This window comes from Streptomyces sp. NPDC014676 (assembly GCF_043084105.1).
In the GTDB taxonomy this organism is placed as follows: Bacteria; Actinomycetota; Actinomycetes; order Streptomycetales; family Streptomycetaceae; genus Streptomyces.
This window is the reverse complement of record NZ_JBIBZI010000001.1, coordinates 1-20,093: the sequence shown is the minus strand read 5'-3', so window position 1 is coordinate 20,093 and position 20,093 is coordinate 1. Positions and strand designations below refer to the sequence as shown.

15 protein-coding genes and 1 pseudogene are annotated in these 20,093 nt (G+C 73.7%); 13 read left to right on the top strand and 3 right to left on the bottom strand.

All coding sequences use genetic code 11. The annotated features are described in order from the left end of the window. The first annotated feature begins 229 nt into the window (after positions 1-229). The 8 genes from ACF1DX_RS00080 to ACF1DX_RS00045 all read left to right on the top strand — a co-directional run bounded on the left by ACF1DX_RS00080 (position 230) and on the right by ACF1DX_RS00045 (position 13,920). On the top strand, positions 230-1,636 hold the full coding sequence (locus tag ACF1DX_RS00080) for an ABC transporter substrate-binding protein (protein WP_391788988.1): 1,407 nt from the start codon (positions 230-232) through the stop codon (positions 1,634-1,636). A gap of 7 nt (positions 1,637-1,643) precedes the next feature. Next, positions 1,644-2,993: a carbohydrate ABC transporter permease gene (locus ACF1DX_RS00075; RefSeq protein WP_391788987.1), complete on the top strand. Its 1,350-nt coding sequence runs from the start codon at positions 1,644-1,646 to the stop codon at positions 2,991-2,993. 91 nt (positions 2,994-3,084) lie between these two features. Beyond that, the gene (locus tag ACF1DX_RS00070) at positions 3,085-3,987 is read left to right on the top strand and encodes a carbohydrate ABC transporter permease (RefSeq protein WP_391788986.1); all 903 of its coding nucleotides are present in this window, start codon (positions 3,085-3,087) and stop codon (positions 3,985-3,987) included. 148 nt (positions 3,988-4,135) lie between these two features. Then, a complete protein-coding gene (locus ACF1DX_RS00065) occupies positions 4,136-6,406 on the top strand; it encodes a CDP-glycerol glycerophosphotransferase family protein (protein WP_391788985.1) in 2,271 nt (756 codons plus the stop codon). Positions 6,407-6,571: 165 nt separating this feature from the next. Next, the gene (locus ACF1DX_RS00060; protein WP_391788984.1) at positions 6,572-8,776 is read left to right on the top strand and encodes a CDP-glycerol glycerophosphotransferase family protein; all 2,205 of its coding nucleotides are present in this window, start codon (positions 6,572-6,574) and stop codon (positions 8,774-8,776) included. A gap of 7 nt (positions 8,777-8,783) precedes the next feature. Then, positions 8,784-11,003 (top strand): CDP-glycerol glycerophosphotransferase family protein, encoded by a 2,220-nt coding sequence (locus ACF1DX_RS00055; protein WP_391788983.1) that lies wholly within the window; start codon positions 8,784-8,786, stop codon positions 11,001-11,003. Beyond that, positions 11,000-12,265 carry a hypothetical protein gene (locus ACF1DX_RS00050; RefSeq protein ID WP_391788982.1) on the top strand — a complete coding sequence of 422 codons (1,266 nt, stop codon included), beginning with the start codon at positions 11,000-11,002 and terminating at the stop codon, positions 12,263-12,265. Before ACF1DX_RS00055 ends, ACF1DX_RS00050 begins: the two co-directional genes overlap by 4 nt. A gap of 101 nt (positions 12,266-12,366) precedes the next feature. Further along, positions 12,367-13,920: a hypothetical protein gene (locus ACF1DX_RS00045; protein WP_391788981.1), complete on the top strand. Its 1,554-nt coding sequence runs from the start codon at positions 12,367-12,369 to the stop codon at positions 13,918-13,920. On the opposite strand, the gene ACF1DX_RS00040 is transcribed toward ACF1DX_RS00045, so the two are convergent. After that, complete coding sequence (locus ACF1DX_RS00040; protein ID WP_384712989.1) at positions 13,910-14,323, bottom strand: organic hydroperoxide resistance protein; 414 nt, start codon at positions 14,321-14,323, stop codon at positions 13,910-13,912. The two genes, ACF1DX_RS00045 and ACF1DX_RS00040, sit on opposite strands and share 11 nt — an antisense overlap. Positions 14,324-14,458: 135 nt before the next feature. Here ACF1DX_RS00040 and ACF1DX_RS00035 point away from each other — a divergent pair, with 135 nt between their 5' ends. From ACF1DX_RS00035 to ACF1DX_RS00020, 4 genes and pseudogenes are all read left to right on the top strand, one after another. Continuing rightward, complete coding sequence (locus tag ACF1DX_RS00035) at positions 14,459-14,956, top strand: MarR family winged helix-turn-helix transcriptional regulator (RefSeq protein WP_391788980.1); 498 nt, start codon at positions 14,459-14,461, stop codon at positions 14,954-14,956. A 78-nt stretch (positions 14,957-15,034) separates the two neighbouring features. After that, complete coding sequence (locus ACF1DX_RS00030) at positions 15,035-16,636, top strand: glycosyltransferase (protein WP_391788979.1); 1,602 nt, start codon at positions 15,035-15,037, stop codon at positions 16,634-16,636. A 55-nt stretch (positions 16,637-16,691) separates the two neighbouring features. Beyond that, positions 16,692-17,675 carry a UDP-glucose 4-epimerase GalE gene (galE, locus tag ACF1DX_RS00025; protein ID WP_391788978.1) on the top strand — a complete coding sequence of 328 codons (984 nt, stop codon included), beginning with the start codon at positions 16,692-16,694 and terminating at the stop codon, positions 17,673-17,675. Beyond that, positions 17,675-17,797: pseudogene (locus tag ACF1DX_RS00020) on the top strand (ADP-ribosylglycohydrolase family protein); the annotation flags it as partial. The gene galE and the pseudogene ACF1DX_RS00020, both read left to right, overlap by 1 nt. 78 nt (positions 17,798-17,875) lie before the next feature. Here ACF1DX_RS00020 and ACF1DX_RS00015 read toward each other — a convergent pair. Both ACF1DX_RS00015 and ACF1DX_RS00010 read right to left on the bottom strand, forming a co-directional pair. After that, positions 17,876-18,520 carry a dihydrofolate reductase family protein gene (locus ACF1DX_RS00015; protein ID WP_391788977.1) on the bottom strand — a complete coding sequence of 215 codons (645 nt, stop codon included), beginning with the start codon at positions 18,518-18,520 and terminating at the stop codon, positions 17,876-17,878. 167 nt (positions 18,521-18,687) lie between these two features. After that, positions 18,688-19,314, bottom strand: coding sequence for a TetR/AcrR family transcriptional regulator (locus ACF1DX_RS00010; protein WP_391788976.1), 627 nt, complete (start codon positions 19,312-19,314; stop codon positions 18,688-18,690). A gap of 145 nt (positions 19,315-19,459) precedes the next feature. Here ACF1DX_RS00010 and ACF1DX_RS00005 point away from each other — a divergent pair. Continuing rightward, positions 19,460-20,093, top strand: a 634-nt coding sequence (locus ACF1DX_RS00005) for an ABC transporter permease (protein WP_391788975.1), incomplete at its 3' end; no start/stop codon positions are given.

Genomic DNA, 20,093 nt, shown 5'->3' with positions numbered 1-20,093 from the left:
CTGCGGCACGACTGCCCGCGGGAGCGATGGGGCTGCGGCACGACTGCCCACGGAAACGCGGGAACAGCGGCACACGACCGCCTGCGGAAACGGTGACCCAGGGTCACGACGGTGTCACGATCCCGGACTTGACACGGGACGCGGTCTTGCCACCCCCACCCCCCGGGCGTAGACCAGAGCGCACGGGACAGCGCTGGGCGTTCGACGGAGTACGAAGAACGGGGCAGTGATGCGCAGGACGAGCAGGATCATCCGGACACGCAGGTCGCCTGAGAACCATGTGACGGCTCCCCGCACCCGCAGGGCCGCCGCGGTGCTCGCCGCGGGGGTGCTCGCGGTCTCGCTCACCGCGTGCGGCGGTGGCGACGACGACAAGGACGGTGACGAGGACAAGGGCGGCGGGACCGGCGCCACCGGGACCACCGTCACCCTTCCCGAGCTGGACGGCGAGAGCCTCGAGGTCGCCGCCGTGTGGACCGGCGCCGAGCAGGCCAACTTCAAGAAGGTCCTCGCGGAGTTCGAGAAGCGCACCGGCGCCAAGGTGACCTTCGTCCCCGCCCAGGACCCGATCATCAACTTCCTCGGCTCGAAGGTCGCGGGCGGCGCCCCGCCGGACGTGGCGATGCTGCCGCAGCCGGGCGCCATCAAGCAGGCCGTCGACAAGGGCTGGGCCAAGCCGCTCGGCGCCGAGGCGGCCAAGGAGCTCGGCGAGAACTACTCGCAGGGCTGGCAGGACATCGGCGCGGTCGACGGCAAGCAGTACGGCGTCTACTACAAGGCCGCCAACAAGTCGCTGATCTGGTACAACGCCCAGGTCTTCGAGAACGCGGGGGCCACCGAGCCCAAGACGTGGGACGAACTGCTCACCACCGCGCAGACGGTGTACGACTCCGGTGTCACCCCGTTCTCGGTCGGTGGCGCCGAGGGCTGGACGCTGACCGACTGGTTCGAGAACGTCTACCTCTCGCAGGCGGGACCGGAGAAGTACGACCAGCTCGCGAAGCACGAGATCAAGTGGACGGATCCGTCCGTCAAGGAGGCGCTGACCACGCTCGCCGGGATCTGGGGCAAGAAGGACTACGTCGCGTCCGGTGCGCTGGGGACCGACTTCCCGACGTCCGTGACGCAGACCTTCACCGGCGGCGACCAGCCCAAGGCCGGCATGGTCTACGAGGGCGACTTCGCGCAGGTCAACATCGGCGAGACCGAGGCGAAGGTGGGTACGGACGCCAAGGTGTTCCCGTTCCCGGCCGTCGGCGACACCGCGCCGGTGGTCTCCGGCGGCGACGCGGCCGTGATCCTGGAGGACTCGGAGGCGGCACAGGCGCTGGCCACCTTCCTGGCCTCCCCCGACGCGGCGGCGATCCACGCGAAACTGGGCGGCTTCCTCTCCCCGAACAAGAACGTCGACCCGTCGACGTATCCGAACGACGTGCAGAGGAAGATCGCCGAGGCGCTGGTCGCGGCCGGCGACGACTTCCGCTTCGACATGTCCGACCAGGCCCCGCAGGCGTTCGGCGGCACGCCCGGCAAGGGCGAGTGGAAGGCGCTGCAGGACTTCCTGAAGAACCCGAAGGACGTCGCCGGTACGCAGGCGAGGCTGGAGGCCGACGCGGCCGCGGCGTACGGGAACTGATCCGGCGATGGCGTCGGACACGGCGGCAGGGGCACCGAAGGCGGCCCCTGCCGCTCCCAAGTCGCGCAAGAGCGTCACCGGCACCCGCACCACCGTGGCGGCGCTGTTCCTGCTGCCCGCGCTCGTGCTGCTCGGTGCGCTCGTGGTCTACCCGATCGGGTACTCCGTCGTCCGCAGCTTCTACGACCAGTCCGGCGACGGCTTCGCCGGATTCGACAACTACCGGGCCCTGTTCACCGACGACGGCATCCGCACCGCCCTGAAGAACAACGTCATCTGGGTGGTGTTCGCGCCGACCGTCGCGACCGCGCTCGGCCTGGTCTTCGCGGTGCTGACCGAACGGGTGCGCTGGGGTACCGCGTTCAAGCTGGTCGTCTTCATGCCGATGGCGATCTCGATGCTGGCGGCCGGCATCATCTTCCGCCTGGTGTACGACCAGGACCCGGACAAGGGCGTGGCGAACGCGGTGTGGGTGGGGGTGCACGACACCTTCGCCCAGTCCTCGGCGTTCCCGAAGGCGCACCCGGGCCGCGAGTCGCCGCTGGAACCGGCCGGCGGGGGCGCGTTCATCACCAAGGGGACGGTGAGCGCCGGTGACACGGTGACGCTGCCGCTGGTCGGGGTCGCCCCCGACCTGATGCCGGACGAGGCGGAGCGGGCGGCGGCGCCGAAACCGGAGGACGACCGGATCACCGGCACCACCTGGCAGGACTTCACCCGCGGCAAGGGCGTCGGCACGCTGAACGGCGTCGACGCGGCCGAGCTGGGTTATCCGGGGATGAGGATCGAGGCCGTCAAGGACGGCGAGGTGGTGGAGACGGCCACCGCGGGCGACGACGGCGCGTTCTCCTTCTCGTCGAAGGCCGACGGGGCCCGGCTGCGGCTCCCGGCGGGCAACTTCGCCGAGCCGTACAACGGCCTGGACTGGCTCGGCCCGTCGCTGGTCACCCCGGCGATCATCGGCTCGTACATCTGGATGTGGGCGGGCTTCGCGATGGTGCTGATCGCGGCCGGGCTCGCGGGGATGCCCCGGGAGCTGCTGGAGGCCGCGCGGGTGGACGGCGCGAACGAGTGGCAGGTGTTCAGACGTGTCACGGTGCCGCTGCTGGCGCCGGTCCTCGCGGTCGTCACCGTCACCCTGATGATCAACGTGCTGAAGGTGTTCGACCTGGTCTTCATCATCGCGCCGGGCTCGTCCCAGGACGACGCGAACGTCCTCGCGCTGGAGCTGTACCGCAAGGGCTTCGCGTCGGACCAGCCGGGCATCGCCAGCGCGATCGCGGTGTTCCTGCTGCTGCTCGTCATCCCGGTGATGTGGTTCAACGTACGGCGGCTGAGGCGGGAGGTGCGGCGATGAACCGGCCTCGGCCCGGTGGCTGCCGGGGGTCCGGGGGTCGTCCCCCGGGTGGGCACAGCAACGTACGGCGGCTGAGGCGGGAGGTGCGGCGATGAGTGCGGACGCCGGCAGCGTCACCAAGGCGGTCCCCACCGTCAAGGCCGAGCGGTCACTGGGCTCCCGGCTGAGTGAGTGGGTCAGCGGCGGCCTGGTCCGCGTCTTCCTGATCGTCGTGGGCCTGTTCTGGCTGGTCCCGACGGTCGGGCTGCTGCTGGCCAGCCTGCGCACCCCTCAGGACATGGCCGCCGACGGCTGGTGGAAGGTGTTCACCGAGCCCTCGCAGCTCACCTTCGGCGCCTACGAGACGCTGCTGGAGAACGACGACATCACCGGCTCGCTGCTGAACACGGTGTACATCACCGTCCCGGCGACCGTGCTGGTGGTGGTGATCGGCTCCCTCGCCGGGTACGCCTTCGCCTGGATGGAGTTCCCGGGCCGGGACTGGTGGTTCCTGGCGGTGGTGGGGCTGCTGGTGGTGCCGGTGCAGGTGGCGCTGATCCCGATCGCCGAACTCTTCGGCGGCATCGGCCTCTTCGGCTCCGTGGCCGGTGTGGTCCTCTTCCACGTCGGTTTCGGCCTGCCGTTCGCGGTGTTCCTGCTGCGGAACTTCTTCGCGGAGATCCCGAAAGAGCTGCTGGAGGCGGCCCGGCTGGACGGCGCGGGCGAACTGCGGCTGTTCGTACGGGTCGTGATGCCGCTGGCCGGTCCGGCTATCGCCGCGCTCGGCATCTTCCAGTTCCTGTGGGTGTGGAACGACATGCTGGTCGCGCTGATCTTCACCGACTCGGGAAGCCAGCCGATCACGGTCGCCCTGCAGACCCAGGTACGGCAGTTCGGCAACAACATCGACGTCCTGGCGCCCGGCGCGTTCATCTCGATGGTGGTCCCGCTGGTCGTGTTCTTCGCGTTCCAGCGGCAGTTCGTCTCCGGTGTGATGGCGGGCGCGGTGAAGTAGCGGGAAAGCGGCTGAAGTTGAAGGGGCGGGCCGTCACAGGTCCGCCCCTTCGTGTGACGGGTGTCCCCCGGATGCCGCAGGGCGCGTAACCAAGCGGGGCCGGCGGCCGTTGCCGGGCCGAACGCCCGCACCGACCGTTGGATGCCCCTTGCCCAGGTTCAGTGTCATTGTCCCCGCGTACCAGGTTCAGGCGTATCTGCACGAGTGCCTGGAATCGGTGCTGTCCCAGTCGTACCCCGATCTCGAACTGATCGCCGTCGACGACGGCTCGCCGGACGCCTGCGGTGCGGTGATCGACGAGTTCGCGGCCCGCGACCCGCGCGTACGGGCCGTGCACCTGCCCCGGAACGCCGGTCTCGGCCCGGCCCGCAACGCCGGGATGGAGCGGGCGACCGGTGACTACCTGGTGTTCCTGGACGGCGACGACACCCTCACGCCCGACGCGCTGCTCGCCCTCGCCGACCGGCTGAAGGAGACGGGCGAACCGGACGTGCTGGTCTACGACTACGCGCGCACCTACTGGTCGGGCGAGGCCGTGCGCAACCGGGCCGCCGCCGAACTCACCGAGCACGGACCGGCGCCGTTCCGTCTCGAGGACCGGCCGGGGCTGTTGAACCTGCTGATGGTGGCCTGGAACAAGGCGTACCGGCGGGAGTTCGTCGAGCGTGCGGGCTTCACCTTCCCGCCCGGCTACTACGAGGACACCCCGTGGACGTACCCGGTCCTGATGACGGCGGAGTCGATCGCCACCCTGGACCGGGTGTGCGTGCACTACCGGCAGCGCCGGGCCGGCGGCATCCTGCGCACCACCAGCGAACGGCACTTCGACGTCTTCGACCAGTACGACCGGGTCTTCGCGTTCCTCGACGAGCGGCCGGAGCTGCGGCGCTGGCGGCCGGTGCTGTTCCACCGCATGGTCGACCACCTGGCGACGGTGTACACCCGGCGGGAACGGCTGCCGCGCGGGTCGCGCGCCGCCTTCCTGCGCCGGGCGCGTGTCCACTGCCGGCACCATCGGACGCCCGGTGCGGCCGGGTCCGCGCGCGCCCGGGTCCACCACACGATGGTCCGTCTCGGACTGCACCGCACCTACCGGGCGCTGCGGCTGGCGGCGGCGCTGCGCCGCAGGTGGGCCCGGATCGCGGGGCGGCTGCCGCGCGCCCTGCGCCGCGCGGCCCTGCGCCTGCACTACCGGTTCCAGCGGCTGCTCCCGCTCCGTGCCGACCGGGCCGTCTTCGCCGCCGACGGGGGCCGCGGTCACGGCGGTGACCCGGGCGCCCTGGAGTCGGCGCTGCGCGAGCTGGCCCCGCACATCCGCACCGCCTGGGTGGCCCGTCCCGAGTACCACCACACCCTGCCGCCGGGCGCCCGCCGGCTCGTGCCCGGCACGGCCGCCCACTGGAGCGCGCTCGCCCGGTCCGCGTACCTGGTGACCGACGCCGACACCGTGCCGGGGCTGGTCAAGCGCAAGGGGCAGGTCCTGGTGCAGACGCGGCGCGGCACCCCCCTCGGGCACGAGGGCCTGGACCTGCTGGAACGTCCCGCGGCGGCCCGGGACACCGACTTCGCGCGGTTCCTCGCGGGGGTCGACCAGTGGGACTACGTCGTCTCCGCCGACCGCCACTCGACCCTGACCTGGGAGCGGGTCTGCCCCGGCCGCTACACCACCCTGGAGTACGGCAGGCCGCGCACCGACCGGTTCCACACGGCGACCGAAACGGACGTGGCCCGGCTGCGGGAGTCGTTCGGCGTCCCGGAGGGGTCGGTGGCGATCCTGTACGCGCCGGCCCACCGCGACTACCGGCGCACCCAGCGCCGGCTGCTCGACCTGGAGCGCGTGGCGCGCCGTCTCGGCCCGCGGTTCGTCGTCCTGTCCCTCGCCGACCGCCACCCGTACGGCGGGCCGCGCGAGGCCGCCTCCGACCGGGTCCTGGACGTCTCCGGCCACCCGGACGTCACCGCGCTGTGCCTGGCCTCGGACGCCCTGGTCACGGACTACTCGCCGCTGATGTTCGACTACGCGGGCCTGGACCGGCCGGTGGTGCTGCACATCGACGACTGGGAGGCGTACGAGGCGGCCCGCGGCGTCTACTTCGATCCGCGGGCGTTCCCGCCGGGCGCGGTCGCGGGCGGCGAGGACGAGCTGATCGACGTCTTCGCGAGCGGTCACTGGTGTGGCGCCCGCTCCACCCGGCTGCGGGCGGACTTCCGCGCCCGTTTCTGCCCGTACGACGACGGCCGCGCCGCCGAGCGGGTGGTGCGCCGGGTGGTGTTCGGGGAGAGCGACCTGCCGCCGGTGGTGCCGCTGGAGGGACGCCGCCCGGTGCCGGCGGCCGGTGCCGTGTCCGGCCCGTCGGCGCTCACGACGGTGCCGCGGCAGCAGCCCGCCGGTGTCCGGGCCGTCACCGACCGCGGCTGACCGTCGTTTCCCCCTTGTGCGGACAGGGAGTTCCCATGTCATCCGGATCGTCACGGCCCACCCCCGACCCGGCCCCCGGCGGGACGGCCCGGCCGGCGCCCCGCCCGCTGAGGGCACCACGCCATCCTCCACGGATCACGGACCACGGACCACGGAAAGAGCAGAATGCCCCGCTTCAGCATCATCGTCCCGTCCCACGGGGTCGCCGGCCGGCTGGGCCGGGCGCTGGACTCGGTCCTCGCCCAGTCCTTCGGTGACTTCGAGCTGATCCCGGTCTGCGAGGCGCCCGGGTCCGCCGCGGCCGACGTGGCCGCCCGGCACGCCGAGCGGGACTCGCGGGTGGCGCCGGTGCACGCGCCGCCGTCGGCCGGGCTGGCGGGGGCGCGCAACGCGGGGACGCGGGCGGCCACGGGGACGTACCTGCTGTTCCTCGACGGTGACGACGTCCTCGTACCGGGCGCGCTCGCGGCTCTGGACGCGCGTCTGGCCGAGACCGGCCCGGTGGACGTGCTGCACTTCGAGCACGAGCGGGCGCCCTGGTGGGAGGGCGAGCCCGGCAATCCGGCCGCGCCCCTGCTGGCGAGGGCCCCCGACGGCGCGTTCTCCCCCGACCGTGCCCCGTACCTCACCGGCGTGGGTCTCCCGGCGTGGAGCGCGGCCTGGCGCCGTGCCTTCGTCGCCGAGCGGGGTCTCGCCTTCCCCGCGGGTCACTTCACGGACATCGGCTGGGGCGGGCAGGCGATGCTCCTCGCCGAGCGGGTGGCGGTGCTGCGCGCGGTCGTCGTACGGCATCTGGTGCGGCGGCAGGGCAGCCGGCTGAACCTGCCCGGGGAGCACCACGCCGAACTGCTGGACCAGGTCGAACTGGTGCTGGAGCGGGCCGCCGGGCTGGGGCTGTCCGCCGAGCGGTCGGCGCCGCTGTTCGACCAGCTCTTCACCGCCGTGCTGAGGACGGCCGCCCGTCCCCGGCGGCTCCCGTCGGGCCGCCGCGCCTTCTTCCGCCGGGCGAGCACCCTGTACCGCCGCCACCGCCCCGCCGGACACCGGCCCCCGCGCGGCAGCCTCGGGGTGCAGCACCGGCTGCTGGCGTCGGGCTCCTACGGGGCCTTCGCCGCCCTGCGCGGCGCCCGCCGCGCGGTGGCGCGGACCGTGGCGGCGGTGCCGCGCCCCAGAGGTCTGCGCACCCGGCTGCTGTACCGGATGCACCTGTGCCGCCCGCTCGATCCGGACCTCGCCGTGTACTGCGCGTACTGGGGCCGGGGTTACGCCTGCAACCCGGCCGCGATCCACGCCAAGGCGCGCGAACTCGCCCCGCACATCCGCTCGGTGTTCCTGGTGGAGGCCGGCCGGGAACACACCGTGCCGGACGGCGTCGAGTACGCGGTCCTCGGCAGCCGGCGCTGCTGGGAGGTGCTGGCCCGCGCCACGTACCTGGTCAACAACGCCAACTTCGCGGAGGGCGTGGTCAAGCGCCCCGGCAGCGTCCACCTCCAGACGCAGCACGGCACCCCGCTGAAGACGATGGGCGTCGACCAGTCGGTGTACCCGGTGGTGGCCGCCGCCACCGGCAGCTTCGCCAAGCTGCTGGGCCGGGTGGACCGCTGGGACTACAACCTCTCCGCCAACCCGCACTCCACGCGCGTGTGGGAGCGCGCCTTCCCCGGCTCCTACGAGCACCTGGAGTACGGCTATCCGCGCAACGACGTGTATCTGACGGCCGGCGCCGGCGACGTGGCCCGGATCCGCGCGGAGCTGGGCGTGCCGGAGGGCGCGCGGGCCGTGCTGTACGCGCCCACCCACCGCGACCACCGCACCGGCTTCGAGCCCGGCCTCGACCTGGAGGCGTTCTGCGCGGCGGCCGGCGAGGACGTCGTGGTCCTGCTGCGCGCCCACTACTTCTACGACCGGGGCACCGCGCGGGCCGGGGGCCGGGTCATCGACGTCACCGCGCACCCTTCGTCGGAGGACGTGTGCCTGGCCGCCGACGCGCTGGTCACCGACTACTCGTCGATCATGTTCGACTACGCCAACCTGGACCGGCCGATCGTCGTGTACGCCGACGACTGGGACGTCTACCGGGAGGTCCGGGGCGTCTGCCTCGACCTGATGGAGGGGCCGCCGGGGCCGGTGGTCCGCACCCCCGAGGAGCTGGCCCGCGTGTTCCGCGACGGCTCGTACGCGGACGCGGGGTCGGCGGCGCTGCGGGCCCGGTTCCGGGAGCGGTTCTGCCCGTTCGACGACGGGCGGGCCGCCGAACGGGTCGTACGCCGGGTGCTGCTCGGTGAGCCGCCCGAGGCCCTGCCGCCCGTGATCCCGCTCGCGGAGCGCGTCCCCGCCCCCGCGGCCGCCACCACCCTGGTGAGGAGCTGACAGAACAGTGCCCCGCTTCAGCGTCATCGTTCCCGTCCACAAGGTGCGGGGGTACCTGCACGCCTGCCTCGACTCGGTGCTCGGGCAGTCGTACCGCGACCTCGAGGTGATCGCCGTCGACGACCGCTCCCCCGACGGCTGCGGCGCGATCCTCGACGCGTACGCGGCCCGCGACGAGCGGGTGCGGGTGGTGCGCCTGTCGGAGAACGTGGGCCTCGGCCGGGCCCGCAACGCGGGGATGGAGCACGCGACGGGCGACCACCTGTTCTTCCTCGACAGCGACGACACCCTCACGCCGGGCGCGCTGCGCGCGGTGGCCGACCGGCTCGACGAGACCGGCGACCCGGACGTCCTGGTCTTCGACTACGCCCGCACCCACTGGTGGGGCGGCACCCGCCGCAACGTGCTGGCCCGTCTGCTGGCCGTCGAGGAGGTGTTCACGGCGGCCGAGCGGCCGGAGATCCTCGATCTGCTGATGGTGGTGTGGAACAAGGTCTACCGCCGCGACTTCGTCGCACGGGAGGGCTTCGTCTTCCCGCCCGGCTACTACGAGGACACGCCCTGGACGTTCCCGGTGCTGCTCAGCGCGGAGCGCATCGCGACCCTGGACCGGATCTGCGTGTACTACCGGCAGCGCCGCCGGGGCAGCATCCTGTCCACCACCGGCCGCGGGCACTTCGACGTCCACGAGCAGTACGCGCGGGTGTTCCGGTTCGTCGACGCCCGCCCGGCGCTCGCGCACTGGCGGCCCTTCCTGCACGCCAAGATGGGCGAGCACTGCCTCGACATCCTCTCCAAGCCGGACCGGCTGCCGCCGTCCGACAAGGGCGAGTTCTTCCGCCGTACGGCCGAGATGTTCCGGACGCACCGGCCGGAGGGCGCGGTGGTCCCGGCGGAACTGCGGGTGCTGGAGGGGAGTTACGCCGGGTACGTCCTGAAGCAGCGGGCGGGGACGGCCGGGCGGGAGCTGGGGCGGCGGGCCCGGCAGGCGGGTACGGCGACGGCGGCGCGGTACGCCCGGTCCCGGGCCCGGTCCGCCTTCCGCCGCCCGCTCGATCCGGACCTCGCCGTGTACTCGGCGTTCTCGCACCGGGGCGTGCTCGGCGACCCGGCGGCGATCCACCGCGCGGCGCGCGCCCTCGCCCCGCACCTCAGGAACGTGTGGGTGCTGGCCGACGAGGAGCAGGCGGCCGGGCTCGAGCCGGGCACCGAGTACGTGCTGCCCGGCTCGCCCGGATACCGCCGGGTGACCGAGCGGGCCACGTACTTCGTCAACAACGTCAACTGGTCCGGGGCGCTGGTCAAACGCCCCGGAAGCGTGCACATCCACACCCACCACGGCACCCCGCTGAAGTACCTGGGCGCCGATCTGCTGGACCGGCCCGGCTCCCGGCTCGGCTTCGACGTGCCGCGGATGCTGCGCCGGGCCGACCGCTGGGACTACAGCCTGGTCGCCAACCGGCACTCCGAGCTGGTGTGGGAGCGGGCCTACCCCTGCCACTTCACCTCCCTGCGCAGCGGCAGCCCGCGCAACGACGTGCTGGTCGGGGCGTCCAAGGAGCGGGGGCGTGCGGTGCGCGCACGGCTCGGCGTCCCGGACGGCGACACGGTGGTGCTGTACGCGCCGACCCGCCGCGACTACCGCAGGGACGGGCTGGTGGAGCGGCTCGACCTGGCCCGGTTCGCCGCCGACCTGGGCGAGGGCCGCACCCTCGTGGTCCGCCTGCACCCCTCGCTGGCCGCCGGGCCGGCGCGCGGGCTCGGGCTGTCCGAGCTGCACCGGCGGGGCGTGCTCGTCGACGCGACGGACGAACCGGAGGTGCAGGACGTGCTGCTCGCCGCCGACGTGCTGGTCACGGACTACTCGTCGGTCATGTTCGACTACGCCCTGCTGGACCGGCCGATCGTGGTGTACGCCGACGACTGGGACGCCTACCGGGCGAGCCGGGGCGCCTACCTGGACATCACGGCCGAGGCGCCGGGTCATGTGGCGCGCTCCCCCTGGGAGCTGGCGTGGCTGTTCGACTCCGGGACCTGGCGGGACGAGGAGGCGGCGCGGCTGCGGTCGGCGTTCCGGAGGCGGTTCTGCGAGTTCGACGACGGGCGGGCCGCCGAGCGGGTGGTGCGGACGCTGATGCTGGGCGAGCCGATGCCCGGGCGGCCGGCACCCGGACCGGCCCGGGTGCCGGCCCAGGCCACCGGCGCCGGCCTGCCGGCCCCGTCGTGACGCCGCGCGCCCGGGTCCTGCTGCTGGCCGCCGTCTTCGCGCTGCTGCAACTCGCCAACGTCACCGGCCGGGACACCCCCGACAGCAAGAACTACCTGTCGTACGCGTTGAGTCTGACCGGTGCGGACAAGCGGGAGGCGGCCACCGCCACCATCGACTGGTTCTGTGCGGGCCGGGCGACGATCGCGCACCGCGAGCAGAACGTGGACGTGATCCGCTTCCACGCCCCCGACCCCGCTCCGGAGGTCCTGCGGGAGTGCCGGGAGCGGGAGTGGCGGCAGGTGGAGGCGATGTCGGCGGCCGGGCGGACCGGCGGGCACACCGTGCCGTTCATGCCGGAGCGGTTCATGCGGATCTTCGAGGTGCGGCCCGGCTACCCGGTGTTCCTGGCGCCGTTCGTCGCCCTGTTCGGGGTGACCTGGGGGGTGTGGGCGGCGGGCGTGGCGGTGACCTGCGCGGGCGGGGTGCTCGCCTTCCTGGTGCTGCGCGCCCTGTCGGTGCCGGTGCCGCTCGCGCTCACCGGGCAGGCGCTGTTCCTCGTCCTGCCGTGCGGGACGACGGCGATGCGTCCGATGACCGAGGGGCTGCTGCTGGCGCTCACCCTGGCGGCGCTGTGGGGTTGTGCGCTGGTGCTGGAGGGTCACAGGACGCGGGCGGGTCTGGTGCTGGTGGGTGCGGCGCTGCTCGCGCTGTTCACCGTCAAGCACTCGCAGGCCCTGTTCCTCGGGCTGTGCCTGGCGGGCGCGGGCGCGGTGATCGCCGTACGGCGCCGGTGGCGGGGCCTGGAGCCGGGGCGCGGGATCGCGGCGCTCGCGGGGGCCGGGTGCGCGGGGGTGTTCGGCACGGTGCTGCTGGCCCGGCTGCTGGGGTATCCGTCGGCGTCGGAGAGCGTGCAGGACCTGCTCACCGGTCACTTCGCCCGTCCCGACCGGGAGCGGCCGTGGGCGGAGTTCCTCCAGTTGCAGGGGAACTTCTGGACGGAGTGGCTGCGGCGGCAGTTGTGGGAGCCGGTGTTCGTCGCGTTCCTGGCGGCCGGTGTCGCGGGGGCGCCGCGGCGGCCGGCGTTCGGCGCCTTCCTGGTGGGCGCCGCCTGTACGGGGTTCCTCAACCAGGCCGGGCATCCGGACATCAACATCTGGGGCGACCGGCTGATCACGCTGGCCTGGCTGCTGCCGGTGCTGGGGGTGCCGCTGCTGCTGGAGCCGGTGGTGCGGCGGGCGGTGGTGCCGGCGCAGGGGGCGCCGGTGGAGTCGGCGCGCTGAACCGTCGTATCACTCGATGAGGTGATGCGAGGTCATGCCGCCGGCCGCGCCGGGAACATACGGCAGATGCCCGAGACGCTCCCCTTCTCCCTCACCGCCCGATGAGCTCCGGAGTCCTCGTCCGGCCGGCCGTGCGCGGTGCCACGGCGCTGCGCGGCGGCGGGGCCTGGCGTCCCACCCCGTACCGGCTCTTCGGCTTCCTGTTCTGGCTCGTGATGTCGCTGGCGTACTGGAGGGTGCCGCTGTGCTGCGACGCCGGGCAGCACGCGGCGGTCATCGAGCGTCTCAAGGACGACCTGCTGAACCCCCGGCACCCGATGGCGGACCTGCCGGGGGCGGGCAGCCCCTACTATTCGCCGTTCGCGCTGGCGCAGGGCGTGGCCGCCCGGCTGACGGGGCTGGGCGGCTGGGAGGTGCTCAGGCTCACCGGGCCGCTGAACCTGCTGGTGCTGCTGACCGGGATCGGCCGCTTCGTGCGCGTGCTGACCCCGCGCCCCTGGGCGCCGGTGCTGGCGCTCGGCGCGATGACGCTGCTGTGGGGGGTGGAGCGGGCCTGGTGGAGCGGCTATCTGAACCTGATGTCGATGACGGGCAACCTGGCCTACCCGTCGGCGTGCGCGATCGGCCTCACCTTCTGGGCGTGGGCGCTGACGGGGGCGCGGGCCCGGAACGCGGGGGCCGTGCGGTACGTGGGGCCGAGCGGGCTGCGCCCGGTGTCCGGGTACGCGGCGCTGGGCGCGCTGTACGGGCTGGTCCTGCTGGTGCACCCGATCACCGCGGTCGCGGCGGCGCTGGGGGCGGTGGCGCTGGTCGCCGGGTGGCAGCGGCGGTGGGGGGCCTCGGTCGCCGGGCGGTGGGCGGTGACGGGGGCGGTGGCGCTGCTGACGGCCGCCTGCTGGCCGTACTTCGACGTGTTCGCGCTGGCCGGGGACGACAGCGTGGACGCGATGCACCGGCGGCTGTACCTGGACCTCGGCGGGCGGTTCGGGCTGGCGCTGCTCGGGCTGCCGGCGCTGTGGCTGCGGGCCCGGCGCACCTCGTGGCGCGACCCGCTGGTGCTGATGTTCGTCCTGGACTGCCTGGTGGTGGCGTACGGCTGGGTCAGCGGCCACTACACCTACGGCAGGATCCTCGGGCTGACGCTGGTGCCGTTGCAGTTCGCGCTGGCGGTGGAGCTGGCGGCGCCGCGGCCGTGGCCGGTGCGGCGGCGGCTGCTGGGCGGGGCCGCGGCGGCGGGGGCGTGCGCGGCGTTCCTGACCGTGCACGCGGGGGCGGTGGTGCCGGCGGGCTTCGCACGGCCGCCGGACTGGCCGTCGTACGACTGGGCCGCGCGGTACGTCGGGCCGGGCGAGGTGGTGATCACCGACGGCTACCACGCCGTCCACGCGCTCGCCGGGTACGGCCCGAACCTCGCCGCGCCCGCCTGGCCGGACGCCTCGCTGGACGAGGGGGAGCGGCTGCGGCGGGCGGCCGATGTGCGGGCGTATCTGGACCCCGGTTCGACCCGCGCGGAGCGGGCCGCGGTCGTCCGCCGGTACCACGCGCGCTGGCTGCTGCTGACGCCCGCGCAGCGGGTGCCCGAGGAGGCGGTGGTGGTGGCGTGGAGCCGGCGGACGGGGGAGGTGCTGGCGCGGGTGCCGGGGACTACTCGATGACGAGGTCGACGGGGATGTTGCCGCGGGTGGCGTTGGAGTAGGGGCAGACCTGGTGGGCCTGCTCGACCAGCTTGCGGCCGGTCTCCTCCTCGATGCCCTCGGGCAGCTCGACGCGCAGCGTCACCGCGAGCGCGAAGCCCTCACCCTGCTTGCCGAGGACGACCTCGGCGGTCACCGCGGCGTCGCTGACGTCGACCTTCGCCGCCCGGCCGACCACGCCGAGGGCGCTGCCGAAGCAGGCCGCGTAACCGGCGGCGAAGAGCTGCTCCGGGTTGGTGCCCTCGCCGTTGCCGCCGAGCTCCACGGGGGCGCTCAGGCCGAGGTCCAGCTTGCCGTCGGAGGTGACGGCGCGGCCCTCGCGGCCGTGGGTGGCGGTGGCGACAGCGGTGTAGAGCGCGTCCATGGGAGGACCTTCCCTCTCGAGTCGTGGCTCGGCCGGGCCCCTCGGTTCGGTGGGTCCGGCCGCCGTACGACCACAAGTAGAGCACGCAATTGAATTGTGTGCAACCAAATGGCCCGCGAGAGCTACCCTGGAGCCATGACAGCCACCCCGAGCCCACCCCCCGCGACGGCCCCGCTGCCGGGCGCCGCGGACGACTGGCTCCGCCTCGACCAGCAGATCTGCTTCAACCTGAACGCGGCCTCCCGCGCCTTCAACGGCGTCTACCGGGTGGTCCTCAAGGATCTCGGGCTCACCTATCCGCAGTACCTGGTCATGCTGGTGCTGTGGGAGCACGGCACGCTGCCGGTGAAGAAGCTCGGCGAGCACCTGCGACTGGACTCCGGCACCCTGTCCCCGCTGCTCAAGCGGCTGGAGGCGGCCGGCCTGGTACGCCGGGAGCGCAGTGCGCGCGACGAGCGGTCGGTGGAGGTCCGGCCCACCGAGGAGGGCACGGCGCTGCGGGAGCGGGCCCTGGAGGTGCCGCGCCGGATCATGGCCGCGACCGGCTTCGGCATCGACGAGATCCGCGACCTCGGCACCCGTCTGCACCGGCTCACGGCGGCACTGGACACGGCGGTGGCCGAGGGCGCGTGACGGCGGCCGACGTGCGCCGCGCGCGCCGAGCGTCCTCAATGGAGGCAGGAGCAGCCCCGTGACGCGCCCGAGGACGCCATGCAGCCCCCTCAGCCCCAGGTCTCCGTCGTCGTCATCGGCTACGACGACGCCGCCCATGTGACCGACGCCGTGCGCTCGGCGCTCGGGCAGGGGCCCGCCGTACGGGAGGTCGTCGCCGTCGACGACTGCTCGACGGACGGCAGCGCCGGCCTGCTGGACCGGCTCGCCGAGGGCGAACCCCGGCTGCGGGTGATCCGGCTTCCCGTCAACAGCGGCGGCTGCGGCACCCCGCGCAACACCGGGCTCGCCGCGGTGACCTCGCCGTACGTGATGTTCCTGGACAGCGACGACGTACTGCCGCCCGGCGCGGTGGACGCGCTGCTCACCGCCGCGACCGGGGCGGACGCGCAGGTCGCGGGCGGCCTGTGCGTGCGCCGCGAGCTGCCGTCGGGGCACGAGGTGCCGTGGGAGCCGGCCCTGTACGCCGCGCCCGCCGTGCTCGCCCGCCCCGCGCTGCGCCCGCGCCTGGTCCACGACACGCTGTGCGTCAACAAGCTCTACGCCACGGCCTTCCTGCGCGCGCACGGCATCCGCTTCCCCGACGGCCGCTTCCCCTACGAGGACGTCGTGTTCACCGCGCGGGTGTGGGCCGCCGCCCCGCGCGTCGCGCTGGTCCCCGACCGGGTGTACGTCTGGCACGTCCGCCGGTCCGCGCGGCGGCTGTCGATCTCGCTGGACCGCGCGGGCGTCGACAACTGGCGGGCCCGCACGCGCGCGTGCCGCACCGCCCACGGGATCCTGCTGGCCGCCGGGGAGAAACGGCTGGCGCGCCGGGCGAGGGCCAAGTTCCTCGACCACGACCTGCGCATGTACGCCCGTGAGGTGCCGCTGCACGACGAGGAGTACCGGCGGCAGTGGTGGGCGCACACACGGGCGTTCCTCGCGGAGTACGACGCCGCCGACCGGGCCCGCGACCCGGTCGCCCCCGGGCGGCTGATCGGGCGGGTCGTACTGGCCTCCCCCGAGCCGTGCGACCTGCCCCGGCTGCGGGAACTGGCGGCCCGGCCGGCCCGGCTGTGCCCGCCGTACGCCCGCGCGGCGGACGGCACGCCCTGCTGGTCGGCCGACCTGCCCGGACTCACCCTGGAGCACCTGCTGACCCGTCCCGTCCCCCTCCTCCCGCTCGCCGTGGACGCGGAACTGCGCCCCCGCGCGCACGGCCCGCGGCTGCGGGTGCGCCTGCACGAGCTGTACGGCCGGGTGGCGCGGGCCGGACCGGTGGCGGCGGAGGTGGAGTGGCGCCACCGGGACCAAGGCGGCGCCCGGGTCCGCCGTACGGTGCCGCTGCGGACGGCGGCGGACGGCACCTGGGTCGCGGAGACGACCGTACGGCCGGACCGGCTGGCCGCGCTCGGCACGGGCACCTGGGACCTGCGGCTGCGGGTGCGCTTCCGGGACGGTTCGAGCCGCCGGGTGACCGCGCACGCGCTCGCCGGGCCGGGCCTGCTGCGCCGCTGTGTGCTGCCGAGTCCCTGGCACGGCGTGGTGCTGGTGCGGCCGTACGCCACGCACTCGGGTGCGCTGGCCCTGCGCGTGGCGGCCGGCGTACGCGGAATCGTCCCGGTGCTGCGCGGAAGGCTGTGGCGCCTGCTTCACTGAGGGTCGACCTGTTCGATTGCGGAAGCACGGGCCAACGACGAGGGGAGGGCCGTCCATGACCTGGTTGATCACCGGCGGCGCCGGCTACATCGGGGCGCACGTCGTACGGGCGATGACCGAGGCGGGCGAACGGGCGGTGGTGTACGACGACCTGTCCACCGGCCTCGCCGACCGGGTGCCGGACGGGGTGCCGCTGGTGGTGGGCTCCACCCTGGACGGCGAGCGGGTCGCGCGCGCCCTCACGGACCACGAGGTCACCGGGGTCGTCCACCTCGCGGCGAAGAAGCAGGTCGCCGAGTCGCTCTCCCTCCCCCTGCACTACTACCGGGAGAACGTCGAGGGCCTGCGCGTCCTGCTGGACGCGGTCACGTCGGCCGGGGTCCGCTCCTTCGTCTTCTCCTCCTCGGCGGCGGTGTACGGCATGCCGGACGTGGGCCTCGTGACGGAGGAGACCCCGTGCGTGCCCATGTCGCCGTACGGCGAGACGAAGCTGGCCGGCGAGTGGCTGGTCCGCGCGGCCGGCGGAGCGGCCGGGCTCTCGACGGCCTGCCTGCGCTACTTCAACGTGGCCGGCGCCGCCCGCCCGGACCTCGCCGACACGGGCGTCTCCAACCTCGTCCCCATGATCTTCGAGAGGCTGACGGACGGCCTGCCCCCGCGCGTGTTCGGCGACGACTACCCGACCCCCGACGGCACCTGTGTCCGCGACTACATCCACGTCGTCGACCTGGCCGAGGCCCATGTCGCGGCGGCCCGCGCGCTGCGCTCCGCCCCCGGCCGGGACCTCACCCTCAACATCGGCCGCGGCGAGGGCGTCTCCGTGCGGGAGATGATCGACCGCGTCAACGCCCTCACCGGCCACGACCTCCCGCCCGTGGTCACCCCGCGCCGCCCCGGCGACCCGCCCCGCGTCGTCGCCTCCGCCGACCGCGCGGCCACGGAACTGGGCTGGAAGGCCCGCCACGGCATCGACGACATGATCACCTCGGCCTGGGCGGGCTGGCAGCACCTGCACCCGTCGGCGGCGACCCGCTCCTGATGCCGACCCGCACCGAACGTGCCCTGGGCGCCGTCATCGGCTCCGCCGTGGGCGACGCCCTGGGCGCCCCCTTCGAGTTCGGCCCGGAGGGCGCCTTCTCGGCCCGCTTCCCGGCACCGGGGCCGCGGTGACCCTGTGGAGCAGGAGCCCCCCACGACGGGCTGACCTCCGCGACCGGTCGGGGTGGTCCTGAGGGTCGGTCACTTCCGCCAGAACAGATGGTGGGTCACGCCGCTCGGGCTGGGCACGACCTCCAGGTGGTACCGGTCGCGCAGTTCGTCGGGGGACTCCCACAGCCGCAGTCCGGAGCCGAGCTTCACCGGCGAGACCGCCACGTGCAGGGTGTCGACGAGGCCGGCGTCGAGGAACTGCCGGATGGTGGTCACCCCGCCGCCGAGCCGGACGTCCTTGCCCCGCGCCGCTTCCCGCGCCCGCTCGAGGACTGCGGCCGGGTCGCCGGCGACGAAGTGGAACGTGGTGTCGGAGAGCGTGAACGAGGGACGCTCGTGGTGGGTCATGACGAACACCGGGGTGCGGAACGGGGGCTTCTCCCCCCACCAGCCGCGCCACTCGTGGTCCTGCCAGGGCCCGCGCTGAGGCCCGAACTTGTTGCGGCCCATGATCTCGGCGCCGATGTTGCGCGCGAAGTCCCGGGTGAAGTAGTCGTCGAGCCCCCGGCTGCCCCCGGGGTCGGTGCGCATGGGCCAGCTCGCCGTGGCGCCGGCCCACGCGAACAGCCGCTCGGGGTGCTCGAGACCGAACGGCAGCTCGAGGCTCTGGTCCTCGCCGGCGGCGATGCCGTCGCTCGAGACGTTGAAGTTCTGGACTCTCAGGAGCTGAGTCACGCGTTCCTCCAGGGTTGCCGGACAACGGTGATAAGACCCTCCGAGCCGGAGAAAGTCATCGCCGTGTCCGTGACCGGCCGGAAATCCGGCTGCCCGGTGTTCCGAGCCGGCGGGTTCACGGGCCGCCGCGCACCCGCCGGGTTTCTCCGTGCCCGTGGCCGCCGCCCTCACAGCGCCTTCAGCGCCTCCGCCGTCGCCCGGGTCAGCGCCTCCAGGTAGCCCTTCGGCGGCTTCGGGCCGCGGATGACCACCGAGCGCCAGTACAGGGGGCCCGAGATCAGGTCGAGGGCCAGGGCGTGGTCGGCGCCGGGGCGGAGGTCGCCGCGCTCCTGTGCCGCCGCGACGATCCCCCGGGCGACGGAGTCCTGGCCCTCGCGCAGCGCCTTCTGGAGGGCCTCGGCGATCTCGGGGTTGCGGGCGGCCTCGGCCTGGAGGTCGGGGAGGATCTGCGAGGCGACGGGGTGGCGCAGGGCGCGGGAGGTGACCTCGTACAGCAGGCGCAGGTCGCCCTCCAGGGAGCCGGTGTCCGGCGCGGGCAGGCCCTGGACGGCGATCGCGGAGACCAGGTCGAGGACGAGGTGCAGTTTGGAGCGCCAGCGGCGGTAGACCGCGGTCTTGCCGACACCCGCGCGGCGCGCGATCCCCTCGATCGACATCCGCGCGTAGCCGGCCGCGGCCAGCTCCTCGAAGACGGCCGCCCGGATCGCCTCCGTCACGTCCTGGCGCAGTACGGCGGCCCCGGCGGGGGCCCTGCGGCGCGGACGCGGCTGGGGCTCGTCGGCGTTCGTCGTCATGCGGACAGCATAGGCCGCCACCGTCACGACGAAACGGTTGCGTTCCGACGTTCTTTCGACTTACGCTCCCGTTGCGACGGTACGGTCCCGTTCCGACGTACGACCGGCCCGTCGCCACCCCCTCTCTCTAGCGAAAGCGCCGGATGTGAGTCAGGTCCTCCACACACCGCCCCCCGCACCGGGCGCCCCGGTCCCCCCCGCCGAGGGCGACCTCGCGGCCCTCGCCGCCCGGCACGGCCTCACGGTCAGCGGCGCCCGGCCGTCCCTCAGGGAGTACGTCCGTCAGCTCTGGGACCGGCGGCACTTCATCCTCGCCTTCTCCCGGGCGAAGCTGACCGCCCAGTACAGCCAGGCCAAGCTCGGCCAGCTCTGGCAGGTGGCGACCCCGCTGCTGAACGCGGCCGTGTACTTCTTCATCTTCGGCCTGCTGCTCGGCGCCAACCGGGGCATCCCGAAGGACGTGTACGTGCCGTTCCTGGTGACGGGCGTGTTCGTGTTCACCTTCACCCAGAGCTCGGTGCTGGCCGGGGTACGGGCCATCTCCGGGAACCTGGGACTGGTGCGGGCCCTGCACTTCCCCAGAGCCTCACTGCCCGTCTCCTTCGCGCTCCAGCAGCTCCAGCAGCTCCTGTTCTCGATGATCGTGCTGGTCGTCGTCATGGTGGCCTCCGGCAGCCTGCCCGCCCTGTCGTGGCTGCTGGTGGTCCCGGCGCTGCTGCTGCAGTTCGTGTTCAACACCGGGCTGGCGCTGATCTTCGCGCGGATGGGCAGCAAGACGC